Source organism: Pseudoalteromonas rubra (genome assembly GCF_005887115.1).
Taxonomy (GTDB): domain Bacteria; phylum Pseudomonadota; class Gammaproteobacteria; order Enterobacterales; family Alteromonadaceae; genus Pseudoalteromonas; species Pseudoalteromonas rubra_F.
In genome coordinates, this window is record NZ_PNCJ01000020.1 from 13,545 (window position 1) to 37,316 (window position 23,772).

Sequence of the window (23,772 nt, forward strand, 5' to 3'; positions counted from 1 at the left end):
TATTATTATAATCAAAAACATTTATATCATATTCAGCGGTCAATTTTTCAAAAACACCATAGTTTTAAATACTTGAATTACGACACGAAGCGGAAGTTGGACTGCTATTAAGCACATGTCCGGTTTGGAGCTTGTTATATTTCTTAGTCTGGCTCTGTGAGCTGTTGTTTTAGGAGTGAGATCACCTCAGGTGGCGTTTGTCTGTTGGCGGCAAGGTAAAAGTCGTTGCTTAGTTCATCCAGTTCGAATAAAAATTTAAAATCGCTTCGTCTACAACCAATTTTATTGCACATATAGTCCAGATGTATTGGAGATGCAGCTATTATGTCTGCTCTGCCTCTTAGTAACATTTTTACTGTGACCAGTGTCTCGGGCAACACAACTGTGGTGTCGAGCATATTCTTTCCTAATAGATACTGGAACACCACGTCGTCACGCTTTACCCCGACCTTGTAGTTAAGCAGATCAGACAGTTTCTCCACTTTAATGTCGCTTCGATCTTGCAGTGCAATGAGATAAGTTTTAGTGCTCATCAGTACACCTACCCAGTGAAACAGGGCTTCTCTGTCCGGTGTTCTTACAATTGAGAAAATCAGAGTCCCAGGTTCATCTACTGCTGTTTTGTATGCCCTGGCCCACGGCATTACTTCAATGTCGGCTTTAATATTCAAATCTGACAATAATTTCGTTACTTTCTCTGCGGCTACGCCTTCTACTTGCCCGTTTTTGCCTGCCATCTGATAAGGCGGCAAGTCTTCAGTTACAATTTTGAGCTGACTTAAACCTGTTAAAGGTGAATTCTGGCCTGTAGCGACTAGAGACCATAGCAGAAGTGAAACCAAAACAATTAAATTAACATACCGCATATGTAACCAACTTAAAGAGCGTTAAAACCAGAATTATGCAAGGCACATAACCTATATACGTCTTAGGAAATCATTGGGATGATTAGTAATTAAAAAATAGTGTGCAATAGTCATAGAATCACAGCCAGCTCGGTGGTCGGTCAAAGCAAGCGCCTGACCATGGGCTTGCTGATTCAGACCATCAACTAAAGGGACTCATTGCCATTCATACCTTTGCGCAAAAAGCATGACTTGTTATGTACTTTATTTGAAGAAACTAACAGCCTAGCCACTTAGCTTACTTTGCCTGAATGTAACTACTCAGCTGATCCACATGCTGTCGCGTTTCGTCGATTAAACCGCCGATTTCTCCCGCCGATTCTGTGGTACGCATCGCCAGGCTTCTAACCTCATCGGCCACAACCGCAAAGCCCCTGCCCGCGTCACCAGCTCTGGCCGACTCGATGGCCGCATTAAGTGCCAGCAGGTTGGTCTGGTCCGAAATACTGTTGATGGTATTAATGATGGTGCTGATCTTTGACAATACCTGCGCCATAGCATGGTGCGTTTCAGTCAGTACCGCATTGCGCTCGGACACATCTGTGCCGTACAGCAAGATTTTATTTAAGTTGCCATCTTCATCTAACACAGGAGAAATGGCTGCGTCTATCTGCACTTCACTTAAACCAGTTGGCAGGGCAAGCTGGGTTTTAACGAATTGACCGTTCCGTATCGACTGCCACTGCTCGTCACTGAGGTAAGTCGACAAGGTTTTTAGCATTTGCTGCACGGCACGTTTATCACTGGCGCCCAGCGCACTGAGACCCATAGGATTGATCAGTGTCAGCTCACCCAGAGGATCAAACTCCAGCACGATATTTGCCTCACCTATGGCTCTGAGGCGGATATCATTTTCCAATGCGACACGCTTAGTACTGTCCACATTCGCCTGAATCGATACAAAGCGGATCAGACTCCCCTTGTCATCAAATACCGGATTGATTGCCAAACTTATCCAGTAAGGGTCGCCTTCTTTGGTGTAATTAAGGATCTCTTCATAAAACGGGGTGCGCTGATCCAGATTCTTTTTTATCCGTTTTTTGGTATCCGGTGAAGTATGCTTGCCCTGCAAAACATGACCCGGCTTTTTGCCCAGTACTTCGTGCTGCTCATACCCCGATAACTTGGTAAATCCGGGATTTACATACTCAATCAGTCCGTTTGCATCTGTGATAATCACAGAATTGTCAGTTTCGTTCGCAACCAGCGAAAGCAGCGCAATCTGATCTCGCTGGGCTTTTTCTTCGGTGATATCTTTAACAAATGCGGTATAGGCTATTTTTCCAGCCACATTAACTTTGGACAAAGACAGATTTGCCCACAGCACCTGTCCGTCACTGCGTTCAATTTCCACATCCCGGGAGGTACCGACGATTTTGTCTTCACCAGTCCGGCGGTTGCGATTAACCATTTCATCATGGTTGCTCTGGATTGCTTTTGGCACGAGCATTTTTACATTGCGGCCTATCACTTCATCTCTTTGATAGCCCCACAAACGTTCGGCCGCCGGATTAAAGAACGTCACTATGTTGCTGTGGTCAATAGATACAACAGCGTCAATACACTGTTCAAGCGTCTGGTCGATACGCTCTTGTGCTTCTTTTTGTACGGTAATATCTTTAATAAATGCGGTGTAATGAATACCATCTGACTGGCGAACCTTAGACAACGACAGACTGCACCACTTCTTCTCGCCACTGCGAGTTTCAATCTGAATATCGCGCGACGTGCCGACAATTTTATCTGGCCCACCGTTACGGTTGGCATTGACGTATTGATCATGGTTAGTCGCTAATTCCCGGGGAACAAGCATTTTGACATTTTTACCAATTACCTCGGTTTTACTGTAGCCAAACAGCTTTTCTGCTGCCGCATTCATATAAGTAACGTTGTTTTTGGTGTTTATACTGATCACGGCATCGATGGCCTGATCCAGGATAGCCTGGGTGTTATCGGACTTAACGGAGAAGAGTGACTGAATCATCAATTAACCTCGGAGCAAAGGTGAAAGCACGCGCTCGCAGTCTTAATACCTGATGGTTGCAATCACGTATGCATTGAACTGCGGTTAATTAAAAGTAGACTGAATTTTCGAAAAGTGTCAATTATCAGCGCAGCTTTAGAATTATATCCGCGCATGTTTTGCGTAAGACAGAAAGGCCGTATTACCCCAAACAGTGAAGTAACGCACGTCTAAACTGATCACATGACAATCGGTACATAACTCAATACTGCAATTCTCTCCGCCATAATTTACCAGTATCTGTACGCCGCCGAATAATGCTCTTATGTTCCATATATCAAGGTTGGAAGCCTTAGCTCTTTGCTGGCTTGGCTCACCTAGGACCTCGACAACATAGGCTCTTTGACTGCCGATATATACCTGATCAGATGATATCCAACTGGCCGCCAAACGACATGCATGAACAATGAACGTCACGCCCACAGCTGCTAAGAAAATTATAAAAAGCCGATTTTTAATCATTAGACTAACCTTGCGCGAGGGTGTATACATACGCTTGTATTATCGCGCCGCTATCGAGCTCAACATCCGTCAGTACTCTGGTGTAGTGCGCTCCCTCAAATTCATCCAGTCTTTGCCAATGAGTGCTCAATTGTTCTGACGTAAAGACCAGACCAGCAACCTGTTGTGCGTCCTCGTCCAGAATCAGCCCTGGATATCCAAGCTCTGCCCCCCAACCTGCATTGCGCAATTGGCCACTCACTTTACCAGGTTGCCATTGGCCATCTACATCGGCCAAAATGTGCTCGTTAGGACGCCCCGGAGCTAATGTGCCATATACAAATAGACTTGCCATTTTGCCTCCGTGTACATACATTTAGGACAGAATGGGGATCTGAAATTGCATCGTGATCCCCCCATATTGCTCCATATCGATCTCTTCGATCCACTCTATAAAGTGACCCTCGGGATCGACCTCGTAACCGGCAAGTTCAGCTTTTTCAAATAATGTGTGCAGTACCTGACTATAGGCCACATCCGATAAAAGATAAGCCCGACAGCAAAAGTAGTGACCGGCTGCGATCTCCAGTTCATAGGACTCTGACTGACCCACCGCTTTTCCTATCTGAGTATGAATATCTGACCAGCTTTTCTCAAGCTCGGTGGTTGGTGTGACCCCCAATAGTCCAACCGATTGCTCACCATAATGGTCCAAAATCTGATCCCAATCGGTCGTATCCGTTGAGATGCGCTTAATATAACGTGTGTCAAAAAACGCTCGAGTGCATGGTAAGGCCTCAGCAAGTTGTTTCTCAAGTGAGCCAGACTCCCCTGGGTGAGCCAGTTTATTCATTAATACCGTTGTTTGCGCAGGGGTTGCTTGCTGGGCCATTAAACGGACCGCTTTAGCAGTTAACCCGAGGTCGCGTTTAAGTGCTTTGGCCAAGGCCTGCGAAGAAGCAAAGCCGCATAGCTGAGCAATGTCTGTGATCGACAACGTATTGTGATACAGCAGATAATACACCGCATATTGCAGCCGGACCCGACTTAAATAACGTCCCGGGGTTTCATTGAACAACTTGCTAAACTGACGATGAAAATGAAATGCAGAAATGGCACTTTTTTTGGCGATCTGCTGCCAGGTCAACCCCTCTTCAAGTTGCTCATGCATCAACAGCAATGCCTGTTCAAATCGTTTACGCATGTGAGCGGGCAAAGGTGCCAGTAAAGCAATTTCTGGCACCAGATTAAACGCGGGATCTTTGTTCTCAGACATACGGGCTCACTGATAAATCCTGAGCGACAACTATCGCCCAGGCAGTGACCCAAGTCAACTGACCGTCACTACCTCCTTGGCTGATGGAACTGCTCGGCGGGTTTTACGATAGCTGAAACCAAGCAACACGGGTATTAAGAACAAAGTGATCAGAGTTGCGAATAACTCACCAAATACCAGAGATACCGCGGCAGGTTTTAAGTACTGCACCTGTTCAGATGTCCCGAACAACAACGGCAATAAACCGCACACAGTGGTCACTGTGGTCAGGAAAATCGCTCTGAAACGAGCGGTACCTGCCATTATCAGCGCCTCAGTGGGCTCAATGCCCTTGCGATATTCGCTGTTAAATCGAGTCATCAGTACTAAAGCGTCATTCACCACAATCCCAGTCATCGCCATCATACCAAACAAGGACAATAAGCTGACCGGCAGATCCATTATGGCATGGCCAAAAATGGCACCGGCAAACCCAAAGGGGATCACCGCCATGATGATAAGCGGCTGCCAGTAGGACTTAAGTGGGATCGCCAGCAACACATAGATCAGCATTAATGTCAGTATTAATGCCGATTTAAAACCTTTGCTCACTTCGTCGATTTCTTCATACTCACCCGCAGGCTTGATACCCACCTCAGGAAATTGGGTTTTTAGTGTCTCAATCTCCTTGGCCAGTAATGCCAGCGTTTGTTCCGGTGAGCCTGAAGCACGATCCTGAGACCAGTAGAGATTGATCACCCGTGAGCGGTCCCGGCGCTGTAACGCCTGTGGTTCGTACTCATAACTTAACCGGGCCACATCACCCAATGCAACACTCTGCCCGTCATTGAGTATTACCCGCATATCCTTTAATTCATGCTCTGTTCGTACCGCCTGCTGTGCAAAGCGCAAAACCACTTTCAGTTCCTGAGATTGATATAACAACCTATGCACTTCTCGCTCACCAAGCGCATTGGCAACCAACTCTGCCACCTGTGCCTGGGTGAGCCCCAACTGGCGACCAAATGCGTTTAGCCTGATCCGGATTTGCCGCTGTGCTGCCTGGTGGTCATCTCGTACGTCTTTCACGCCGGGCAAACCTGCCAGCTTTTCACGTAACAGGTCGCTGACCTGCTTTGCCTGCACAACATCATGGGATGAAATGGCCAGAAAAGTACCCCCCGCCGGAGGCTCTGCGGCACTAAAGTGCTGCGCGTAACTGCCCTCTATGTTTGCTGCATACTCACGCCAGGCGTCGCTAAGTGTGTTGGCCGGTAGTACATTGAGTGCTTCCGAGGTCAGCTCAGCGGTCACTTCAAGCTCACCAAACCCATTGGACCACGCCAGAATATTTTTCATCGGAGCTGCATTTAGGGCATAGTCTGCCTGCAGAGTGTTGTTGGCCTTCTGCGCACTGAGCTCAAGCTGGCTTAATGCCCGTGCCTGCAACCCAAGCGGCGCCCCCTCTTCCAAAGTTACCTTCGCAGTCACATATCGGCCCGGAATATCCGGAAACAAAGTACTTCGTATCGCGCCACCCAGCCAAAGACCATAGGCCAATACAAAAGCGGATAAAAACATCACCAAAGTGGATCTTTTATGCTTCAGACTCACACACAGCATGGGTTTGTAGATGCGCTGAATAAATTGGGTTAGTGCCCAGCGCGCTTTGTTTTGAACCGTGGCGACAATCCCGCTTCGTGTGCCTTTACGAGACATTGCAGCCAGATGTGATGGCAGGATGAACTTGCTTTCGACCAGTGAAAAACACAATGCCAGAATAACGACAGCCGAAAACCCTGCAAACAATTTTGCCAGATCATTGTTAATCCAGAGCATAGGCGAAAACGCCGCAATACTAGTCAGTACACCAAACACGGTTGCGACGGTCACAGACTCAACACCTGTATAGGTGGCTTGCTTGTAGTTGGCATTGCCGTTTTGGTGTTCATCAATGGCTTCACCTACAACGACCGCATCATCGACCAAAATGCCCAATACCAAAATAAAGCCAAACAAGGTGATGTCATTAAGGCTATAGTCCAACAACTGCATACCGTATAGAGTGCCACAGATGGCAACCGGGATCCCCGCAGCGACCCAAAATGCCAGTCTCAGATTTAGAAAGATCCCCAACAACAAAATAACTATCAGTAACCCCTGCCAGGCACTGCTGCCCAGTCTTTGTAACTGCTCTTCAATATAAGGTGCCATATCTGCCATGGTGGTGATCTCAATGTCTTCTGCAAGCGCAGGTTTTAGCTCAGCAATGGTGTCACGAATTGCCGTACTGACATCGAGTAGATTGTCGCTCTGACTGGTGCTGACCATCAGTGCAATGCCGGGTATGCCATTGTTGCGAACGATGGCGTCGCTGCGTTCATAACCCCGGCGCACAGTTGCAATCTCACCTAAAGTCACTTCTCCCGCCGGGCCGTTTATCACAGGCAGCTTTTTCAACTCACCCAGAGCACTCAGATAGCCATCCCCGCGCAAAGTAATGCGTCCGCCTTCATGTTGCAGTTGCCCACTGCGTGTTTCGAGGGACATCTGCACCATATTGCCCGCAAGCTGCTCCAGAGTCATGCCATAGCGCAGCAGTGCTTCGGGGTCGGGTTCAATATATAACCTTGGTTCACGCGCCCCCCAGTTGCTGACTTTGGAAATGTCAGGGTCCTTTTTTAGCGCCAACTCTATGCGCCTGGCAACTTGTTGCAGAGCCTCATCGCTGCGCGGCGCAGACACAATGACAAACGCCGCCAGATTAGTAAATTCATCCCGGGTCACAATGGGCTTTTCAGCCTGAGCCGGAAAGTGGCTGATAGCATTAACCTGATTGCGCACTTCCTCCAGTAACTTGCCAAGATCCGCATCGGGCTTTTTACGAATGGTTACGGTAGACAATCCAGCCTGCGACTGACTGGTAATTTGTTTTATCCCCGCCACCGAGCTGACCGACTCCTCAACACGTTGCGTAATGCTTTCGTCAATCTGCCTTGCTGTACCGCCCGGATACGCCACGTGAATACTCAGACTGGATGGCGCTATCTGAGGAAAAGACTCAACTCTGAGCTGACCAAACGCCAGTAAACCACCTACGATAATCATCGCCATCAGTAAGTTGGCAGCCACCGGGTTATCAATAAACCATTTGCTTAGCCAGCTCATAGCGCCTCCTGCTTGTCTGCAATCTGCAACGCCTCTGTAACCGGGTTTACTTGCTTTTTAGCCATCATGGAACGCAGTGGGAAGCGCACAACCTGCAACGAAGCGGGTTGCTCGTCAATCAGTGACACAATCACGCTGTTCGCTCTCACTTCGATAACCCGGACATTCAGCTGACGCAGCTGTTGCTGCGCTGTTACCACCCAGATAAATTCGTCCGGATCAACAGCGCTGAGTGGCAGTTCATATAAGGCTCCTTCATTTTTGAGCTCAAACTGCACTTTCACCTGTTGGTTCGGGAGCAACTGAGTTTCGTAATGATAGGGATCGGACACCGTCAGCACTAACGTTCTCTGGCGCGTTGTTTCATTGACCAGTGGCGACACATAACGCACAGATGCCGGCCAGCTCGCACCTGAGCGGCTGTGTACTGTAATCACATTTTTATCGAGCTCAGTTGTACTTATTCTGTCCCAATCATGCTGTGACAAGGGCACATGAATATCCATGCTGTCGCTGGCCACCAGTTCGAACAGAGTCTGACTGACTTCCATCCATTCTCCCGGGCTCACAAAACGCTGTGTGATCATGGCATCATAGGGCGCAACAATAATGGCGTCATCCAGCAATTGTTGTGCACTTTTTACATTTTGTTGTGCCCGTGCCAGTTCCGCTCGCGCCGCCGCAAGGTGCGGTTCCATTCTGGCAAATGCCGTGCTGTTTTGAGCAGGCCGCATGCTCTGTGCGACCTCCTGCTCATGCAGCTGTTGCTGTAAATTGAGCTCAGCCTGTTTTAATGTGCTCTGAGCCTCAAAAAGCTGAGATTCAAGTAAACGGGTATTGAGCCGTGCCAGTACCTGACCTTTTTTCACATGCTTACCCGGCTCCATATCCATGCCCATATACTCTAACCTGGCGCTGCTGGTAGCCTTTAATTGCATTGGCCAGCGTGCCTGAGTATGTGCCTGGACTGATAATGCAGGCGTCATTTCAGTACGCTCTATGGTCAACACAGAAACAGATGGCACCACGACTTGTTCAACCCCCGGCATGGGTTCAACGGGTGTCATAAGCACCACGGTCACTAATGACAAGAGTAATGTGGCGCCGGCAGCAATGGCCGGCAAACGGGCTTTAAACATCATGGATCACCTCCTGGTTAGGCACGATATCAACGGGTTGGTTTAGTCGTTTACTGATTTCACTCAGGCGAGACAGCGTCTGTAACGTGATGGGCAACATAATTGCGGTATCTACAAATTCGAGGGAATAGGTCACAATAGAGAACACCTGACCAACACTGATATCGGGGATCAGCTGCACCATCCACAAATTACCTAGCACAGCAGCAAAGAGTACAAGGAAGATCAGGCCATAAACCCAGGCTTCAGTATCGGATAGTCGGATCTCACATCGTTTAAGGCGTTCAAAGTGTGCACTGATTGCACCAAGCGGTCTGTGGCTCAGCACCCAAACCTGTTGCTCAAGTTGGTCATTAAGCTTGCTATTAAGCAGACTGAAACGGTCATGAAACAGCGCATAAATCAGACACATCAATACCGCAGCCAATACAACACTATAGGCCAAATACAAGTGGAATGACGCCAGTATCACCACAGTGGCGACCAGTTGAATCACAGCGGTAAACACACCAGGCAAGTCATTTTCGAGAAAATCAACCAGCTCACGTGACATAGTCAGACGCGCGTCTTTTACTGACACCGGAGCAGCGCGTAGCTTATAGGCCAACATTTCAGCTAACCAGACACGGATGTCACCAAATACACGGGTATCATAAAAGCGTCGCAGGACACTGATCACTACCAGCGCCACCAGCACCAGTGCAAACCAGGTTAATGGTGTCAGTGACTGGTCTAACACGCCATCAATGGCGTGGCCGATAAACAAAGGCAACAAAATCAGCAAGATATTTTCTAAGATCACCATAGTCCAGGTGGCAAAGATCTTAACTGGGCTAGTGCGAATAATCGCAGTAAAGGAAATTGGGTTCAGGAGTTTCACAACAGGCTCCGCTAGTACTACAAACAGGAAGCCAGTGTTACAGATCAGGACACTAAAAAAGTGTCCCAGATTGCGCTTTGCACTTTTTAACGCTCTGTGAGGCGCGCAATATAGCGTTTACATAAGGCAGTTATGTCTTCCTCTGATAAATATCTGGCTGACATATTTGCATCAAGATACTCGGATCGTCCGGTGTCTCAAAACCAAATTGGGCATACAAGCCATGAGCATCTTTGGTTGCCAGCATCATTCGGCGCAGGCATTGTAATTCAGGATGCTTCATCACCGCCTCAACCAGCATTTTACTTACTCCCTGACCTCTGTGCTGCTCAAGAATAAACACATCCGCCAGATAAGCAAAAGTTGCTTTGTCGGTAATTAGCCGGGCAAAGCCCACTTGCTCCCCCGCTTCGCTGTATGCGCCAAAACACAGTGAGTTGTCGATAGCCCTGGCCATCACATCGCGGGGTATGTTCTTCGCCCAGTAAGAATCAGAAATAAAGTCATAAATCACGTCAAAATTAAGCCGTGTCGGGTCGGTGCTGATGGTATAGGCAGACATAGTACTCTTTCATACGTATTATTACTCTCTCCATTAAACCCCTGACATCTCGTGATGACAAGTCCTTGAGCCATAGCCCTCTTTAAACTGTCACTGCATCTAATTGCCTACCAGCATACCGCGCGTCAGTTGTAAGGCATCTTGATGACTTCCCGGGCTTTGCGTAACCCAAAATGTCACGGGTAAACCCATTGCACAATAAATATTAGGGTGGTCCTGAAGATGAAAGTGTAAATGCGGTTCGCTCGTAAAACCAGTGAACCCGCAGCGCCCCAACAACTCTCCCTGCTTCACCCTGTCACCAACTTTCACTGGGACAGACCCTTTGTTCAGATGAGCATAGAAACCGTATTCACCAGGTGCATGTTTTACAACAACATGATTACCGGCAAAATGGCGGCACAGGAAGTCGATCATGCCAAATCCTACCCAAGGCGCCTGAGCCACCTTGTCGAATACAGACACGACCTCACCGTCAGCTGCCGCTAAAATAGGCTGATTAAAACAATAATAATCGCTCACATTCAGGCCCTTGGAGGTATGGCGAGAATAACTGTGATCGACCATCACAAAGTCCAGAGCAAACCTCTGCGAGAGCACTCCCCACGAGTGCGATGTCAAAGGTGTATTACCACCATTGTAAACCAACCAGCGACCTTCAAACGGTAATTGATAGCGTACTTTGTTTTGATATCTGGCCCTGTCTTTTTGCTCTGCCGAGACCCGTCGTGCAACCGACCTCTGGTAAACAACTAGCTTAGCCTGTTGAAATACCAGCACAGGGTTCAGGAATGTAAGCGCTAAGGATGGGAGTGCGGTAAACATCATGCCATAACGCCCCATATAACGGTGAATACCCGGACGCGGCCAGTTTAGACCTGGGTGAGGTTCATTGCCTGATTGACTGGCAAGGTACTTTTTTATTAGGCAGGCACAGATAAAATGCGATGAAAAGTAAACAGTCAGTTTTGCAATAACAGACAGTCTGACTCCCCACATCCATTGGCATATGAGCTGCGACCCGAGCGTTACGCCAACTGCAATAACGAGTGGCAGCAACCAGGTAAATGCAAACGTTTTTTGTGGACTGTGTGCCGTTTCTTTGGGCATGTCTGCTCCGGTTTGTGTTATCAAGTGTGTTTGTCGATGTGCCATCACTGTATACACGTGTCACTAAGGGTACAACGGCCTGATAATGACAAATCACCAAGAACCATATTTTGATACTCTAACATCCACTTTATGATACTTTACGACAAAAATAGTGAATGAGCAGATAACGTGTCCAACGATCTCAACAAGCAGATAATCAGGCGATGCCTCGATGCGATTAAAGTCCAGTTAAAAGCCAGACAACTTACCTATCAGGATGTTGCTGCATTGTTTGACGTGTCTGAAAACACCATCAAGCGTATGCTCAATCAGGATGACATTAGTTTAGACAGGTTGTTAACGCTGGCACAGTTGTGCGGATTAGATACGGCTGAGCTGCTTAGTAAGAGTCAACAACACAGGTCAGCGCACAGCTATTTTTCTGCGCGTCAAGATCAGGCATTTGCAGAAAACCCGCACCTGTTAAGTTATTTTTCACGGTTGTTTTACCAGCAGCATAGCGTGGAGAAAATTGCCTGCGAATGTGGTCTGAGCGACCTTTCCAGCTACCGATATTTACGCGCGCTGGAGGATATTGAGCTGTTGGAATTAAAACCCCAGAACAGGTTCAGGTTTTTGGTGAGCCCACCTTTGGGGTTCGCGCCGGACAGCATGGTAGTCAAACAGTCAGCCTGTAAGCACATGGAACAAACGCTGGAAGCCGTAATGGCCCCACACAAAACACCTCAGCATCATGTTGTGATCAAGCCTTTGAAAATGCCACCCATACTGCATGATAAAATGTGGCAAGAGTTACAACACACCCTAAGCAAATATGCTCAGGTCGCAGAGCTGGCCTTTGCCGAATACAGTGAGCATCCCACTATTCAGGTCACACTGGTAACACATCCACTCAACACGGACGTATTCAATGAGGCGCCGATCATTTCGCTTGATTAACGCCTCACGACTTATGCCTGTTGAAACGAGTAAACTGACCCCAAATTCAGGATAGTCGTTAACTCATCCAGTGCCGTCTGACACTCTGTCATTAAACCTGGGTCTGCAAGATCGGCTTCGCTCAACCTGTCGCGGTAGTGTGTGTTTATCCAGTTCCGCAATTGATCATATAAGCGCTGGTTGAGTAAACATGACTGATTCACAGCACTGAGCTCCTGCTCGGACAAGGTTACTCTCAGGCGTAAGCAAGCCGGCCCGCCGCCATTTTGCATGCTTTGTTTAAGATCCATATAAATCACTTCGCTTACCGGGTTGCTGGCCTGACACAGCGCAGATAAATACTGCTCCACTTTGCCTACCATCTGACATTCTCCCGGCGCAATCACGGCCATACCACCAGACGGCAAGCTGACCAGCTGGCTGTTAAACACGTAACTCTTAACCGCATCTTCAACACTGATATCGGCATTTTTTACCTCAATCAAATGCAGCGGTCGGTCGCCCTGATAGCCCGCTTTGATCTGCTCAATCACGCTTTGCTGCTGATAAAACGCCTGCTCATGGAACAAAAAGACATTTTCATTGCCAATGGCAATCACGTCATTGTGAAACACGCCCTGATCAATCACCTCAGGGTTTTGCTGAATAAATAGAGTATGCTGCGGGTCCAGCTGGTGGCTGCGCGCAACCGCTTCTGATGCCTGGCGCGTCTGGCGTGCAGGAAATAATTGCGGCTTCACTTGGGTATGGGCGTCTTCGCCATAAACAAACAACGCAAGACCCTGATGTCCGTAGCTGTCTGCCAGACGTGTGTAGTTTGCCGCGCCTTCGTCGCCATACAATGGGTGCTGTGGCAGTGCGTCATGATGACTAAAAAAGTCAGGATCACTGAACATGGCCTTGAGGATCTGGCTGGTCTGCGGCGCTTCAATGGCCCGGTGCAGCTTGTTATTCAGGTTGGCTGGTGTGATATGTAGTTTCCCGTCGACCGAATCACAGCTCGGTGATACCGTCGCCGCGTTTGCTGTCCACATTGAAGAAGCTGAGTAGCATGCCTTCAGCAGCTGAGGCTGAACTTTTGCCGCTTTGCTTATCACCGCACTGTCTGAGCCCGTGAAGCCGCAAGCCCTGAGCGTGATCAGGTCCGGTCGGGCGTTAGGTGCAACCACGCCCTGATGCAGACCCAGCTGAACCAGGTGCCACATTTTCTCAAGCCCCTGAAGTGCCGCCTGTTTTGGGTTCGAGATTTTATTGGCATTTGATTTGGACGCCACATTACCATACGACAGCCCGGCGTAATTGTGCGTTGGGCCAACCAGGCCATCAAAATTTACTTCGTAGTAGTTCATATTGCCCCCTTTTGGTGCAAGCAGCCTGTTTCAGACTCATGCATTGCACCAGATTGGTTATTGTTTTTGTTGATGATCTGCCTTGCATTTTGTCTATACCCATATAACTTCATATATTTCATAATATTAGGTCTTTAATGCTCGCAAGGCTTTAATTATTCCCCAGTTACAGAGTCAAAAGCTATGCCATGTCAGCCTGCCTAATGGCGTATCCATTGTTAGATAGAAGCGAGCTCCCCTAAATGGGTAATGTATTAACTAGCTGCCAAAGACTTTAAAACTGAGGATAAGATAAGCTATGTAGCCGCTGAGCAACGTGCCGCCTTCCAGTCGACTTAAACGACGCCCGGTGAACAGAAAAAACAACAAAATAAACGCACTGGCAAGTAGCACCCACAGATCAAACTGTAATACGCGAGGGTGAGCAGGGAGTGGTTGTAGTAAAGCAGAAACACCGAGGATCCCAAGGATATTAAAAATATTACTGCCCAGCACATTGCCAATGGCAACATCGGCATGGCGACGCATTGCGGCAATCAAAGAGACAGACAGTTCGGGCAAAGAGGTGCCCACCGCCACTAAGGTTAGGCCGATTACGGCCTCAGAGATAGCAAAATGCTGAGCCAGGCCCACCGCTCCTTTTAGCAGTACCTGAGAGCCCAGTAATAACAGCGCCAAACCGGCGACCAAAAACAAAATAATGCGCCAGGCAGCATCTGGCACGACTTCAATTTCTTTTGCCTCATCAGCATACACTTCAGAAGCTGGTGAACTGTGGTTTTTTTCGCTCCAGTAAGCGATGCCCAGATAACTCGCAAGGGCTCCCAACAGTATAATGCTGTCTGTAGCCGAAAGCCCCTGACCACCTATCAGTACCGCCAGCAACACAGAACTCAGTACCATGATAACGCCATCTCGCCTAAAGATCAGTGGCTGTACAGACATGGGGCTTATCAACGCACACAATCCAAGGATCAACAAGATATTGCCAATATTACTGCCAACTACATTACCCATAGCGATATCGGGCTGAGCCTGAGCGGCAGCATCCACAGAGACCACCAGTTCCGGCGCAGAAGTGCCAAACCCGACAATCACCAGGCCACTGAGCAAAGGAGAAACGCGCAACCGCCGCGCCGCTGCCACCGCACCGCGGATCAGCGCCTCACCACCCAGTGTTAGCATGGCAATACCCGCTAAAATGAGTCCCAAATCCAGCATCATAAGTTGTTAATCCTTGTCAATTAAGCACTTATACTTTAGACGCTGATTCCTTTCTTTTACAAAAGATACTAACAAATCGCGCTAAACATCTATCACAACTTTGCCCATCGCCTGACCACTTTGCAGACGTGCATGTGCTTGCCCTGCCTGAGCCAATTCAAATCGCTCTTCATCCAGAACCGGGTTTAGCCCACCAGCTTCGACTATGTTGGTTAGCTCGTTCAGAATGTGATGATGCGCTTCACGTTTGTGGTTATGCAGCATGGGGATCAGCATAAAGACCACATGCAGCGACAACCCTTTAAAGTGTGCCTGCGACAGATCAAGGTCCACCATGGCCACCGTTGAGGCAACATGACCATTGAGTGCAGCCGCCTCAAACGAGTTGGCCATATTAGCTCCCCCGACCGAGTCAAAGACCAGATCAAACCCTTTGCCATCGGTGTGCTTAGCAACATAGTCGACAACCGACTCGGTTTTATAGTTGATTGGTTCGGCGCCCAGACGCCGAATTAAGCCCAGCTGAGCTTCACCGCCGCCGGTAGAGTAAACACGAGCGCCAAAATGCTTAGCTAACTGCAAAGCCACATGACCGACCCCACCAGAGCCACCATGCACTAACACCTGTTGTCCTGCGCTAATACCGCCACGCTGTAACCCTTCATAGGCGGTGATCCCAACCAGGGGTAACGCCGCTGCTTCTCGCATACTCAGATTGCGTGGTTTACGTGCAATCAGTCGTGCATCGGCCAGCATATATTCCGCCAGTGCACCTTGCAAGTCCGCCAGCCCACCGGCGCAGCCATAAACTTCATCGCCTGGTGCAAAGCCGGTTACGCCTTCGCCTACCTCAACCACGGTACCGGCAAAGTCCATCCCCAAAATGGCGGGTAAAGCTGGTGACAAGGGCAGCGCCTCACCCAGGGTACGGATCATAGTATCCACGGTGTTAACACTGCTGGCTGCAACCTGTACCAGCACATGACCCGCGCTCGCGCTGGGTTTAGCCACGTCTGTAATAGTAAACTCAGCGTCATCGCCATATTGATTCAAAACCATTGCTTTCATAATTGTGCTCTCCTGTGTTGATGACGAAAACTATACTTGCCTTTCACGATTTTGATAATAGACTTGGTTTTATAATCACTTTATGCATTTTGTTGATAATGAACATTGAACATCTGAAGCTGTTTATACGCATTGCCTCTACACACAACATCAGTCAGGCAGGTCAGGATCTGGGGCTGTCAGCTGCGGTCGCGAGCAGTCATATTAATAAGCTTGAAACCGACTTGGGCGTAAGACTGCTGCACCGCACCACCCGCAAGGTCGCTTTGACCGAAGAAGGACAGGCGTTTTTGCCCCATGCCGAGGATGTCTTAAATGGCATTGAAGCCGCCCGCGCCGCCATCGGCGCAGGTACCACCAAACCCAGTGGCACACTGAGGCTGACCATGCCCGCCTCCTTTGGCCGCATGCACGTTCTGCCTGCTTTGCCTGGTTTTTTTGCGCTTTACCCTGACATTAAGCTCGACCTGAAACTCTCCGACACCATTGCGGACTTGGTTGAAGGCGGGTTTGATCTGGCCATTCGAAATAGTGCGCTGAAAGACTCAACGCTGGTGGCCAAGCGGTTAGCAACAGACACTCGTCTGCTCACTGCGGCTCCCGACTATCTGGCCCTTAAAGGAGCCCCGCAAAGCCCTGAGGATTTGCGGGATCATGCCTGCATTACACTCTCTGGGCTGGAACACTGGTCTTTTCAAACCCCGGATGGCGTCCAGACCATTAAAGTTCAGGGTCAGCTGCGCGCCGACAACGGCGATGCCATCAGAGAAGCCTGTCAACTTGGCCTTGGGATCACCATTAATTCGCGCTGGAGTGCGTATCAGGCATTGCGCTCTGGAGAGTTAGTTGAGGTGCTCGCGGACTACCCTCTGAAGTCTGATACCGCCATCTGGCTGGTTTACCCCAGCTCCCGATTACTCGCGCCCAAAGTACGGGTTTTTATTGATTACCTGACCCGCTATTTCGGCGATATCCCTTACTGGGAAAAATAATGTGATGTTCGTGAACCTTTTTATGTGCTGCGCCGTCTTGTAGAAAAAGCCACAAGGAATAGCATGGAACCATCAAAGGCCGCACTACTGGTATTGTCTGCCCAACAGGGTAACCGGCGTGCGTTCGAAACCTTATGCGAAGCGTTTTATCAACCAAGCTGGCGGTTTGCAATGAAACTCAGTGGCCAGCGCGCCTGTGCAGATGATATCTGTCAGGATGTCTGGACCAGTGTGGCAAAAAAGCTGGGGCAGCTGAAAGAGCCCAGTGCGTTTCGCGCCTGGGTGTTCAGGGCCATCTATCGACGCTTTATCAGTCAAAAGCAAGGCGAAAGCCGGTTCGAAGGCTCCCAACCGGAGCAAGCCTACGAGACACCGGATCTGGATACCTCGCTGAGCATTCTGACACTGATAAATCAGCTTGGCGATGACGAGCGCCACTGCGTGTATTTATTTTATTTAGAGCAGATGTCGCTCAGAGACATCGCCAACATACTGGATGTCCCCCAGGGCACCGTTAAATCAAGATTGAACCGCGCACGAGCCCAATTGCGTGCCATGGTCAACGAGGAGCAAGCATCATGAATTTAGACAAAGAGATCAGTAAAGCATTACAACAAGAGCAAGCAGAGATGGCCCCGATCCTCGCTGAGGAAAAAGGCCTGTTTACTATGTTGGGCAATGTATATCAGGGCAATACCCGCTTTTGGGTGATTTTGGCGTCTATCAGCGCCCTGCTGATCACCCTAGGTTTTGTATACAGCGGTTATCGTTTTTATATTGCCACATCGGTGATGGATCAGGTCTTCTGGGCGGTATGGTTTATCGCCGGGTTAGTGGTGCAAATAGCCACCAAACTGTGGATTTTTATGGAAATGAATCGCCAAAGTGTTCTTCGGGAGATCAATGCTCTGGCGATGCGATTGAGCAAATAAGCGCAGGGCCCCGCTTTTAGCGAGATGCAGCTGGCGGGGCTAGTTCACAGATCACTTTTCCAAACACGCTGGCGTCTACCTCAAGGCATTGCAAGCCACTCTGGACTGACTTCACAGCGTCGCTGCAGCGCTTCTCCCGCACCACCGGATGACCTTTTGGTTCAATGCGGTAGGTACTACCTGCACACAACTCTTTTGCTGTGCTCAACCACAACGTAAGCAGCTCAGTTGCCAGCTCGTCAGGATCAGACACGGATACGAAATACACCCCGTTTACCCGTGAGTCTGTTACCTCTATTTTTGGCGCTGCCAGAACCGTGCTACAGGCTAATAAAAGTGTTGCTGCAATGGTTGCATGCCATAACTTATGTGAAACGGTTATCACCTTGCGCTTAATGCTCCTCTTTGTGATACCTATTCACCATCCAGATTCAGCGTTCTGGACGGTTGTTCAGGCTTTGCATAACTCAAACGGCCCAGTCTTTGGGTTTTATGATAACTGTCGAGCCCGGATATAGCGACCGTATTGAGAGACTCGATGTCGATATAACCATCGGCCTTGATGCTCTCTTGTGGCAGCTGGATGTCCATGACCTCGCCAATCACCAAAATAGTGCCATTGATCTCCAGCTTTTGCACTTCACGCAACGCCAGCGCAAACTTAAGCTGGCTTTGCGCCACATAAGGGGCGGCAATACCCGCTTCATGCTGAGTGTCCAGCCCGACCTGTGTAAATTCAGAGACGCCTGGCGCATAGCGCGCTGAGGTCTGATGCGCTTGTTGCCAGATATCCGTATTCACATGATTCAGCGTATAAAAACCGGTCGCTTTAAGATTACTTAAGGTATCTCTTGGTACCGTATCCGGGCGAATGATCATGCCTATCAGCGGCGGGTTGGCCCCAATATGAAACACCGAGCTGACAATGGCCAGATTTGGGTTGCCCTGCGCATCCTGAGTTCCCACCAGGTTAGCACTTTTAAACCCTGACAAGCTGTTGATCAGCCGTGCCCTTTCTCGCTCCTGCATATTGGCTATGTCTTCCCGGTTGAGCTGTTTGATCATCTGTATACCTTCCTCATTTATCACTGTTTTTACTGCACTGAGTCCTCTTTTGGGACGTCAGTATTATAGCTGTTCAATATTCTCGAGCACCTGCCTGGCGCGCTCGAGCACGGCTTGTTTGTCTTCGTCTGACTTTTTCAGCCAGTTGCTGTAGACCATTTTGGTGCGCGGGTTACTGGCAAACTGTACATGGTGCTGCTGCATAAAATGCCAGTACAAGGCATTGAGCGGACAGGCAGAGTCAGTGACGGTTTCTGTCACCTTGTAGGCGCAATCGCCGCAATAGTCGCTCATTTTTTTAATGTAGTTGCCACTGGCCGCATAGGCCTTAGAGCCAACAATGCCGCCATCGGCAAACTGGCTCATGCCCCGGGTGTTTGGCATTTCAACCCATTCGATGGCGTCGATATAAATGCCCAGATACCAGTCATCCACCTCATCCGGGTCAATGCCAGCCACCAGACAGAAGTTACCTGTGACCATCAGGCGCTGGATATGATGCGCATAGGCATAAGTCAGCGACTGGGTGATGGCATGGCTGAGACAGCGCATTTTGGTCTCACCGTTCCAGAACCAGGATGGCAGAGCACGCTTGGCCTGCAAATGATTGAGCTGTGCATACTGGGGCATATTGGCCCAATAAATCCCCCGCACAAACTCACGCCAGCCAATGATCTGACGGACAAAGCCTTCAATTTGAGCCAGGCTGATGGCCCCCTGAGACTGCTCGAATGCCGCAATGGCCGCATCGACCACCATTTTTGGGCTGAGTATTTTGGCATTAATCGCAAAAGACAGGCGGGAGTGATACAGGCTCCAGCCCCGGTCTTCACCCAGCTCTATCAGCTTGCCCGTCATGGCATCCTGAAATCGTCCGAAAGACGGCAAACAATGTTGGCAAAAAAACGTCAGCAAGTCTTTTGCCTGAACCCGATTAACCGGCCACAATAACTGCTTATCTGCCTGCCCTATGGTTTTGATCTGGTGACGTTCCAGTCGCGCTAAAATGTCAGTGACATCGTTGGCGAACACCAGTGGCTCGGGGATATCGGCAAGATCCGCCGCTTTGAGTTTGTTGCGGTTATCGCTGTCGAAGTTCCACTGGCCTCCTTGCGGCTCACCATCAACCATCAACACATTAAATTCACTGCGCATTTTACGATAAAAGTGCTCCAGGCGATGACGCTTGTCGCGCTTAAAATAATGGCTTAGCTGTTCATCAGCGAGATAAAAATGCTCAGTGTCATACACACTTGATGTGACTGAAAGCGACTCACAAAATTCTGCCAGTTGCGTGCGCAGCCGATGTTCGTCAGGAAGCTGATAGGCAAAATGACTGATGCTATGCTCGCGAAGCAAATGCGTTAGTAGCTCAGGGAGAGAGGCAAAATCCTGAGTATCATCCAACGTCAGGTGAAGTACCCGGTGCCCGGCCGACTCAAGCGCATGCGCAAAGGCTTGCATAGCAGCGAAAAACGCACACACCTTTTGAACATGGTGCCGTGTGTAACTGGCTTCCTGATGCAGCTCGGCCACCACATACAGTACATCGTCGGATTTTTCTTTGTACCAGGTGTGACCAGCATTAAGCTGATCACCCAGAATTAATCTCAGTTGCTTACTCATGAGGTTCTCTTTGTGTTGACTTGTTGCCTGCACAGCGTTTGGAGCAATACTTAACATTGGGCCAGTCCCGTTGCCATTTCTTACGCCAGGAAAAAGGACGCAAGCAGACCGGACAGGTTTTTTGCGGTAACTGTGATTTCTTCATTCTTTCATCCAGCTTTTAACTCGGCCGTACGTGTCGTTTTAAGATCCGCTGCGCCTCTTTTTTTACCTGAGGTTTCTTGCGCCACTGCCACAGCAACTCCTGGGCTGCTTTATAGCTTAGCTTTAAATCAACAATCGGCTCGGGGAAGTCTTTGCCAAGTTCAATGCCGTACATCAACTGCTCCATCGGGGAAAGCGCCCAGGGCTGATGGACCAGCGGCGATGGAATATCTCTGAGCGCAGGCAGCCAGGTTTTTACAAATTCGCCATCGGGGTCTTTTTCTTCCCCCTGCTTAACAGGGTTGTAAATACGAATGGTGTTAATGCCCGTCACGCCTGCCTGCATTTGAAACTGGCTGTAATGAATGCCAGGCTCGAAATCCAGAAACAGGCGAGCCAAATGCGCAACCCCGGCGCGCCAGTCAAGCTCAAGGTGGTGGCATAAAAAGCTCACCAGCATAGCGCGCATACGAAAGTTGATATAACCAGTTTCGAGCAGGCACTTCATGCAGGCATCTACCATGGGGATCCCGGTGTTGCCCGTTTCCCAGGCGTGCAACCTGCGCTGCGCCTCATCGCCAGTGCAGCGCGGCAGCTGCTCATAGCCCCGGTTAATGTGCCTGAACTGCATCTCGCATTCGCTTTCAAACTTTTGAATAAAGTGACAATGCCAGTGCAGCCTGGAAGAAAAGGCCACCAGAGTGCGGCGCCAGCCTATCATTTGCCAATGGGCCAGCACACTCTGGTACACCTGACGCAAACTGATGTTGCCCCATGCCAGATAAGCAGACATACGCGAGCAGGCCTGCTGACTCAATAAGGGACTTGAAAGACTATATGAATAGCCTTTGCCCCGCCCCTGATAAAACTCGTCCAGTACCCGCTGCGCCTGCGACTCTCCACCCGGCTGAAAACACCCCGGCGGTGCACTAAAGCGTTGCTGAATATCATGAAGCTGACCAATGGGCTTCCCCGCCGTAAACCAGTTAACCTGCGACAGGTCTGGCGTTGCGCAAATTGAGCGCATGGTTTTTTGCCACTGTTTATCCCAGCTTTGCCTTTGTCTTAAGCCACGCTGGACCGCACCACTGCGCGACTCTAGCCAATCGATCCCCTCTTCGCGGCACCAGGCAGCAACGACCTTATCCCGCTCAAATGTATTCGCCAGGCCAATTTCCTGATGCGAATAAAGCCCGGCAATCTGATGATCAGCATGGATCTGCTTAAGGGTTAGCAGTGCACTTTGCTCACACACCCACAATGCCGAGTGTGGCACACGTGCCTGTATGTCCTGTAGCGACTGTAAAACAAACTGCCAGTGACGCGGAGAATAATGCGGGTCTTCCAGCAGCATAGGCTCAAAGCAGTATAACAACAACACGGGATGACCACTGGCCACTGCCCGGCACAAAGGCTCGTGATCAGACAACCTTAAATCACGCTTAAGCCAGACCAGCGCCACACTCATATATCTGCCTCAGCAGGCATCGGCCAGTCAGCCGCATCCACACTATCCACAGCGGTTATGCCCTGTTTACCGCGCCACTTGGACACAAATACGCTTTGTGGGTCGTATAACTGTGTCTGCTTTTCAATATTAAAGTGACGACCACCGCGGGGATCAACGCCTACACCGGCGATATACTGCCAGTTCCCCCAATTTGAGGCGACGTCAAAATCGAGCAACTGTTGCTGGAAATATGCGGCACCATAGCGCCAGTCCAGCCCCAGTTCATGAACAAAATAACTGGCGACAATCTGGCGGCCGCGGTTTGACATATAGCCCGTTTCGTTAAGCTGGTTCATCAGTGCGTTAACCAAAGGTGCGGGCGTGTTGCCCTCGCACCAGCGCACAAAGCGCTCGGGCATAAAGGTGGTTAAAGGTTTCGATGGGGCCAGACCCTGAAAACGATAAAGCTTTGCTCCGAGTTTAAGACTCAGCCACTGAAAATATTCACGCCACAGCAGCTCAAACTTGATCCAGTAGGTCGACTCATTGGCCTCTACTTGGCGTTCAAAGGTGTCTGTTGCCCACCAAATCTGGCGGGGTGACAAGTTGCCCAGCGCCAGATAAGGGCTCATTTTGGTTGAATTCAGCCAGCCATCCAGCTCATTGCGGGTCTCTTTGTATCTGCGTGCCACGCCGCTGTCAAAATAGTCTTTAAGATGGGCCTGAGCGGCTTCTTCACCGGCTGGAAAGTCCAGCGGTACGCGGGTTTCTGACAAATTTGACTGGAGTTGTGTTTGCCACTGCTCAAGCGCTACGCAAGCGCTGCTGTCGATGGTTAACGGAACCGGCATTTTGTTTGAGTCAAAACGGCACGCAGTGACCACCGACAACGGGGCCTTTTCAACGCGCTTGCGGAACTGAGTAAAGCTGCCTAAATCACTGTTGAGTGTCTGAATTTGTGCTTGGTCAAATAAGGTGTGCTGCCAAAAGCTATGTACAGGAACAGCGCCCAGTGCCCGACGGATCTGCTGCAATATGGCACGTTCATAAAAGCCGACGGGCTCGGCACAGATCACTTGACTTATCTGATGCTTCGCGACTAATTCCGGCAAAAGGTGATTGGGCTCCCCCTCAAGTACCATCAGCTTGTGGCCACAGGCTGTGAGTTGGCTGTCCAGCGTCATCAGCGAATCCGCAATGAATGCCGCCTGTCTGTCGCCAAGTAATTTACAGTGATGGTTGGTCTGAGTGCGGTACTTTGGGTTTATCACATACACAAACGTCAGCGCATCACTGTTGTGAGCGGCAAAATCCAGTGCCAGATTGTCATCCAGCCTGAGATCTTGAGTAAACCAGTAGAGTGTTTTTTTCACACGCAGCCCTGTTGGAATCGGATATATGCGACCTTTTACGAACCAGAAAAAGAAAAAGTTCAGCAATAAAGTTTCAGTTTTTATTGAAAGTTCAATAACAACCGCGCTAAGCTAACCGTGGTGA

23 protein-coding genes are annotated in these 23,772 nt (G+C 49.4%); 4 read left to right on the top strand and 19 right to left on the bottom strand.

Annotated elements, in window-relative coordinates:
• Positions 1–143 precede the first annotated feature (143 nt).
• From CWB98_RS15115 to CWB98_RS15160, 10 genes are all read right to left on the bottom strand, one after another.
• Positions 144–866 (bottom strand): substrate-binding periplasmic protein, encoded by a 723-nt coding sequence (locus CWB98_RS15115; RefSeq protein WP_138545612.1) that lies wholly within the window; start codon positions 864–866, stop codon positions 144–146.
• A gap of 277 nt (positions 867–1,143) precedes the next feature.
• Complete coding sequence (locus tag CWB98_RS24615; protein WP_138545613.1) at positions 1,144–2,889, bottom strand: PAS domain S-box protein; 1,746 nt, start codon at positions 2,887–2,889, stop codon at positions 1,144–1,146.
• A gap of 141 nt (positions 2,890–3,030) precedes the next feature.
• Positions 3,031–3,390: a hypothetical protein gene (locus CWB98_RS15125; RefSeq protein ID WP_138545614.1), complete on the bottom strand. Its 360-nt coding sequence runs from the start codon at positions 3,388–3,390 to the stop codon at positions 3,031–3,033.
• A gap of 4 nt (positions 3,391–3,394) precedes the next feature.
• Complete coding sequence (locus CWB98_RS15130; RefSeq protein WP_138545615.1) at positions 3,395–3,724, bottom strand: gamma-glutamylcyclotransferase family protein; 330 nt, start codon at positions 3,722–3,724, stop codon at positions 3,395–3,397.
• 21 nt (positions 3,725–3,745) lie between these two features.
• Positions 3,746–4,645, bottom strand: coding sequence for a helix-turn-helix transcriptional regulator (locus CWB98_RS15135; RefSeq protein ID WP_138545616.1), 900 nt, complete (start codon positions 4,643–4,645; stop codon positions 3,746–3,748).
• A 54-nt stretch (positions 4,646–4,699) separates the two neighbouring features.
• Positions 4,700–7,792 (bottom strand): efflux RND transporter permease subunit, encoded by a 3,093-nt coding sequence (locus tag CWB98_RS15140; protein WP_138545617.1) that lies wholly within the window; start codon positions 7,790–7,792, stop codon positions 4,700–4,702.
• Positions 7,789–8,934, bottom strand: a complete 1,146-nt coding sequence (locus CWB98_RS15145; protein ID WP_138545618.1) for an efflux RND transporter periplasmic adaptor subunit — start codon at positions 8,932–8,934, stop codon at positions 7,789–7,791. The genes CWB98_RS15140 and CWB98_RS15145 overlap by 4 nt, the downstream gene beginning before the upstream one ends.
• Positions 8,924–9,811 carry an ABC transporter six-transmembrane domain-containing protein gene (locus tag CWB98_RS15150; RefSeq protein ID WP_138545619.1) on the bottom strand — a complete coding sequence of 296 codons (888 nt, stop codon included), beginning with the start codon at positions 9,809–9,811 and terminating at the stop codon, positions 8,924–8,926. The genes CWB98_RS15145 and CWB98_RS15150 overlap by 11 nt, the downstream gene beginning before the upstream one ends.
• Before the next feature lie 130 nt (positions 9,812–9,941).
• Positions 9,942–10,373 (bottom strand): GNAT family N-acetyltransferase, encoded by a 432-nt coding sequence (locus CWB98_RS15155; RefSeq protein WP_138545620.1) that lies wholly within the window; start codon positions 10,371–10,373, stop codon positions 9,942–9,944.
• Positions 10,374–10,472: 99 nt separating this feature from the next.
• Positions 10,473–11,483 carry a M23 family metallopeptidase gene (locus CWB98_RS15160; protein ID WP_138545621.1) on the bottom strand — a complete coding sequence of 337 codons (1,011 nt, stop codon included), beginning with the start codon at positions 11,481–11,483 and terminating at the stop codon, positions 10,473–10,475.
• Between the two features lie 171 nt (positions 11,484–11,654).
• On the opposite strand from CWB98_RS15160, the gene CWB98_RS15165 reads away from it, so the two are divergent.
• Positions 11,655–12,425 (top strand): helix-turn-helix domain-containing protein, encoded by a 771-nt coding sequence (locus tag CWB98_RS15165; protein ID WP_138545622.1) that lies wholly within the window; start codon positions 11,655–11,657, stop codon positions 12,423–12,425.
• A gap of 11 nt (positions 12,426–12,436) precedes the next feature.
• Here CWB98_RS15165 and astB read toward each other — a convergent pair whose 3' ends face one another.
• From astB to CWB98_RS15180, 3 genes are all read right to left on the bottom strand, one after another.
• Entirely contained in the window at positions 12,437–13,774 is a 1,338-nt protein-coding gene (gene astB, locus CWB98_RS15170; RefSeq protein ID WP_138545623.1) for an N-succinylarginine dihydrolase, read from the bottom strand.
• Positions 13,775–14,032: 258 nt separating this feature from the next.
• Positions 14,033–14,998, bottom strand: a complete 966-nt coding sequence (locus CWB98_RS15175) for a calcium/sodium antiporter (RefSeq protein ID WP_138545624.1) — start codon at positions 14,996–14,998, stop codon at positions 14,033–14,035.
• Between the two features lie 81 nt (positions 14,999–15,079).
• Positions 15,080–16,066 carry a zinc-dependent alcohol dehydrogenase family protein gene (locus tag CWB98_RS15180; RefSeq protein ID WP_138545625.1) on the bottom strand — a complete coding sequence of 329 codons (987 nt, stop codon included), beginning with the start codon at positions 16,064–16,066 and terminating at the stop codon, positions 15,080–15,082.
• 98 nt (positions 16,067–16,164) lie between these two features.
• On the opposite strand from CWB98_RS15180, the gene CWB98_RS15185 reads away from it, so the two are divergent.
• From CWB98_RS15185 to CWB98_RS15195, 3 genes are all read left to right on the top strand, one after another.
• Entirely contained in the window at positions 16,165–17,058 is an 894-nt protein-coding gene (locus tag CWB98_RS15185; RefSeq protein WP_138545626.1) for a LysR family transcriptional regulator, read from the top strand.
• A gap of 63 nt (positions 17,059–17,121) precedes the next feature.
• The gene (locus tag CWB98_RS15190) at positions 17,122–17,640 is read left to right on the top strand and encodes an RNA polymerase sigma factor (protein ID WP_138545627.1); all 519 of its coding nucleotides are present in this window, start codon (positions 17,122–17,124) and stop codon (positions 17,638–17,640) included.
• Complete coding sequence (locus tag CWB98_RS15195) at positions 17,637–17,990, top strand: DUF6768 family protein (protein ID WP_054015226.1); 354 nt, start codon at positions 17,637–17,639, stop codon at positions 17,988–17,990. The genes CWB98_RS15190 and CWB98_RS15195 overlap by 4 nt, the downstream gene beginning before the upstream one ends.
• Positions 17,991–18,006: 16 nt before the next feature.
• Here CWB98_RS15195 and CWB98_RS15200 read toward each other — a convergent pair whose 3' ends face one another.
• The 6 genes from CWB98_RS15200 to CWB98_RS15225 all read right to left on the bottom strand — a co-directional run bounded on the left by CWB98_RS15200 (position 18,007) and on the right by CWB98_RS15225 (position 23,648).
• Entirely contained in the window at positions 18,007–18,375 is a 369-nt protein-coding gene (locus CWB98_RS15200; protein WP_138545628.1) for a hypothetical protein, read from the bottom strand.
• Positions 18,376–18,404: 29 nt separating this feature from the next.
• Complete coding sequence (locus CWB98_RS15205; protein WP_138545629.1) at positions 18,405–19,055, bottom strand: flavin reductase family protein; 651 nt, start codon at positions 19,053–19,055, stop codon at positions 18,405–18,407.
• 63 nt (positions 19,056–19,118) lie between these two features.
• Positions 19,119–20,681: a cryptochrome/photolyase family protein gene (locus tag CWB98_RS15210; protein ID WP_138545630.1), complete on the bottom strand. Its 1,563-nt coding sequence runs from the start codon at positions 20,679–20,681 to the stop codon at positions 19,119–19,121.
• On the bottom strand, positions 20,674–20,826 hold the full coding sequence (locus CWB98_RS15215; RefSeq protein WP_125717458.1) for a DUF2256 domain-containing protein: 153 nt from the start codon (positions 20,824–20,826) through the stop codon (positions 20,674–20,676). The genes CWB98_RS15210 and CWB98_RS15215 overlap by 8 nt, the downstream gene beginning before the upstream one ends.
• A gap of 15 nt (positions 20,827–20,841) precedes the next feature.
• Complete coding sequence (locus CWB98_RS15220; protein ID WP_138545631.1) at positions 20,842–22,293, bottom strand: cryptochrome/deoxyribodipyrimidine photo-lyase family protein; 1,452 nt, start codon at positions 22,291–22,293, stop codon at positions 20,842–20,844.
• Positions 22,290–23,648 (bottom strand): DASH family cryptochrome, encoded by a 1,359-nt coding sequence (locus tag CWB98_RS15225; RefSeq protein ID WP_138545632.1) that lies wholly within the window; start codon positions 23,646–23,648, stop codon positions 22,290–22,292. Before CWB98_RS15225 ends, CWB98_RS15220 begins: the two co-directional genes overlap by 4 nt.
• Positions 23,649–23,772: the final 124 nt, after the last annotated feature.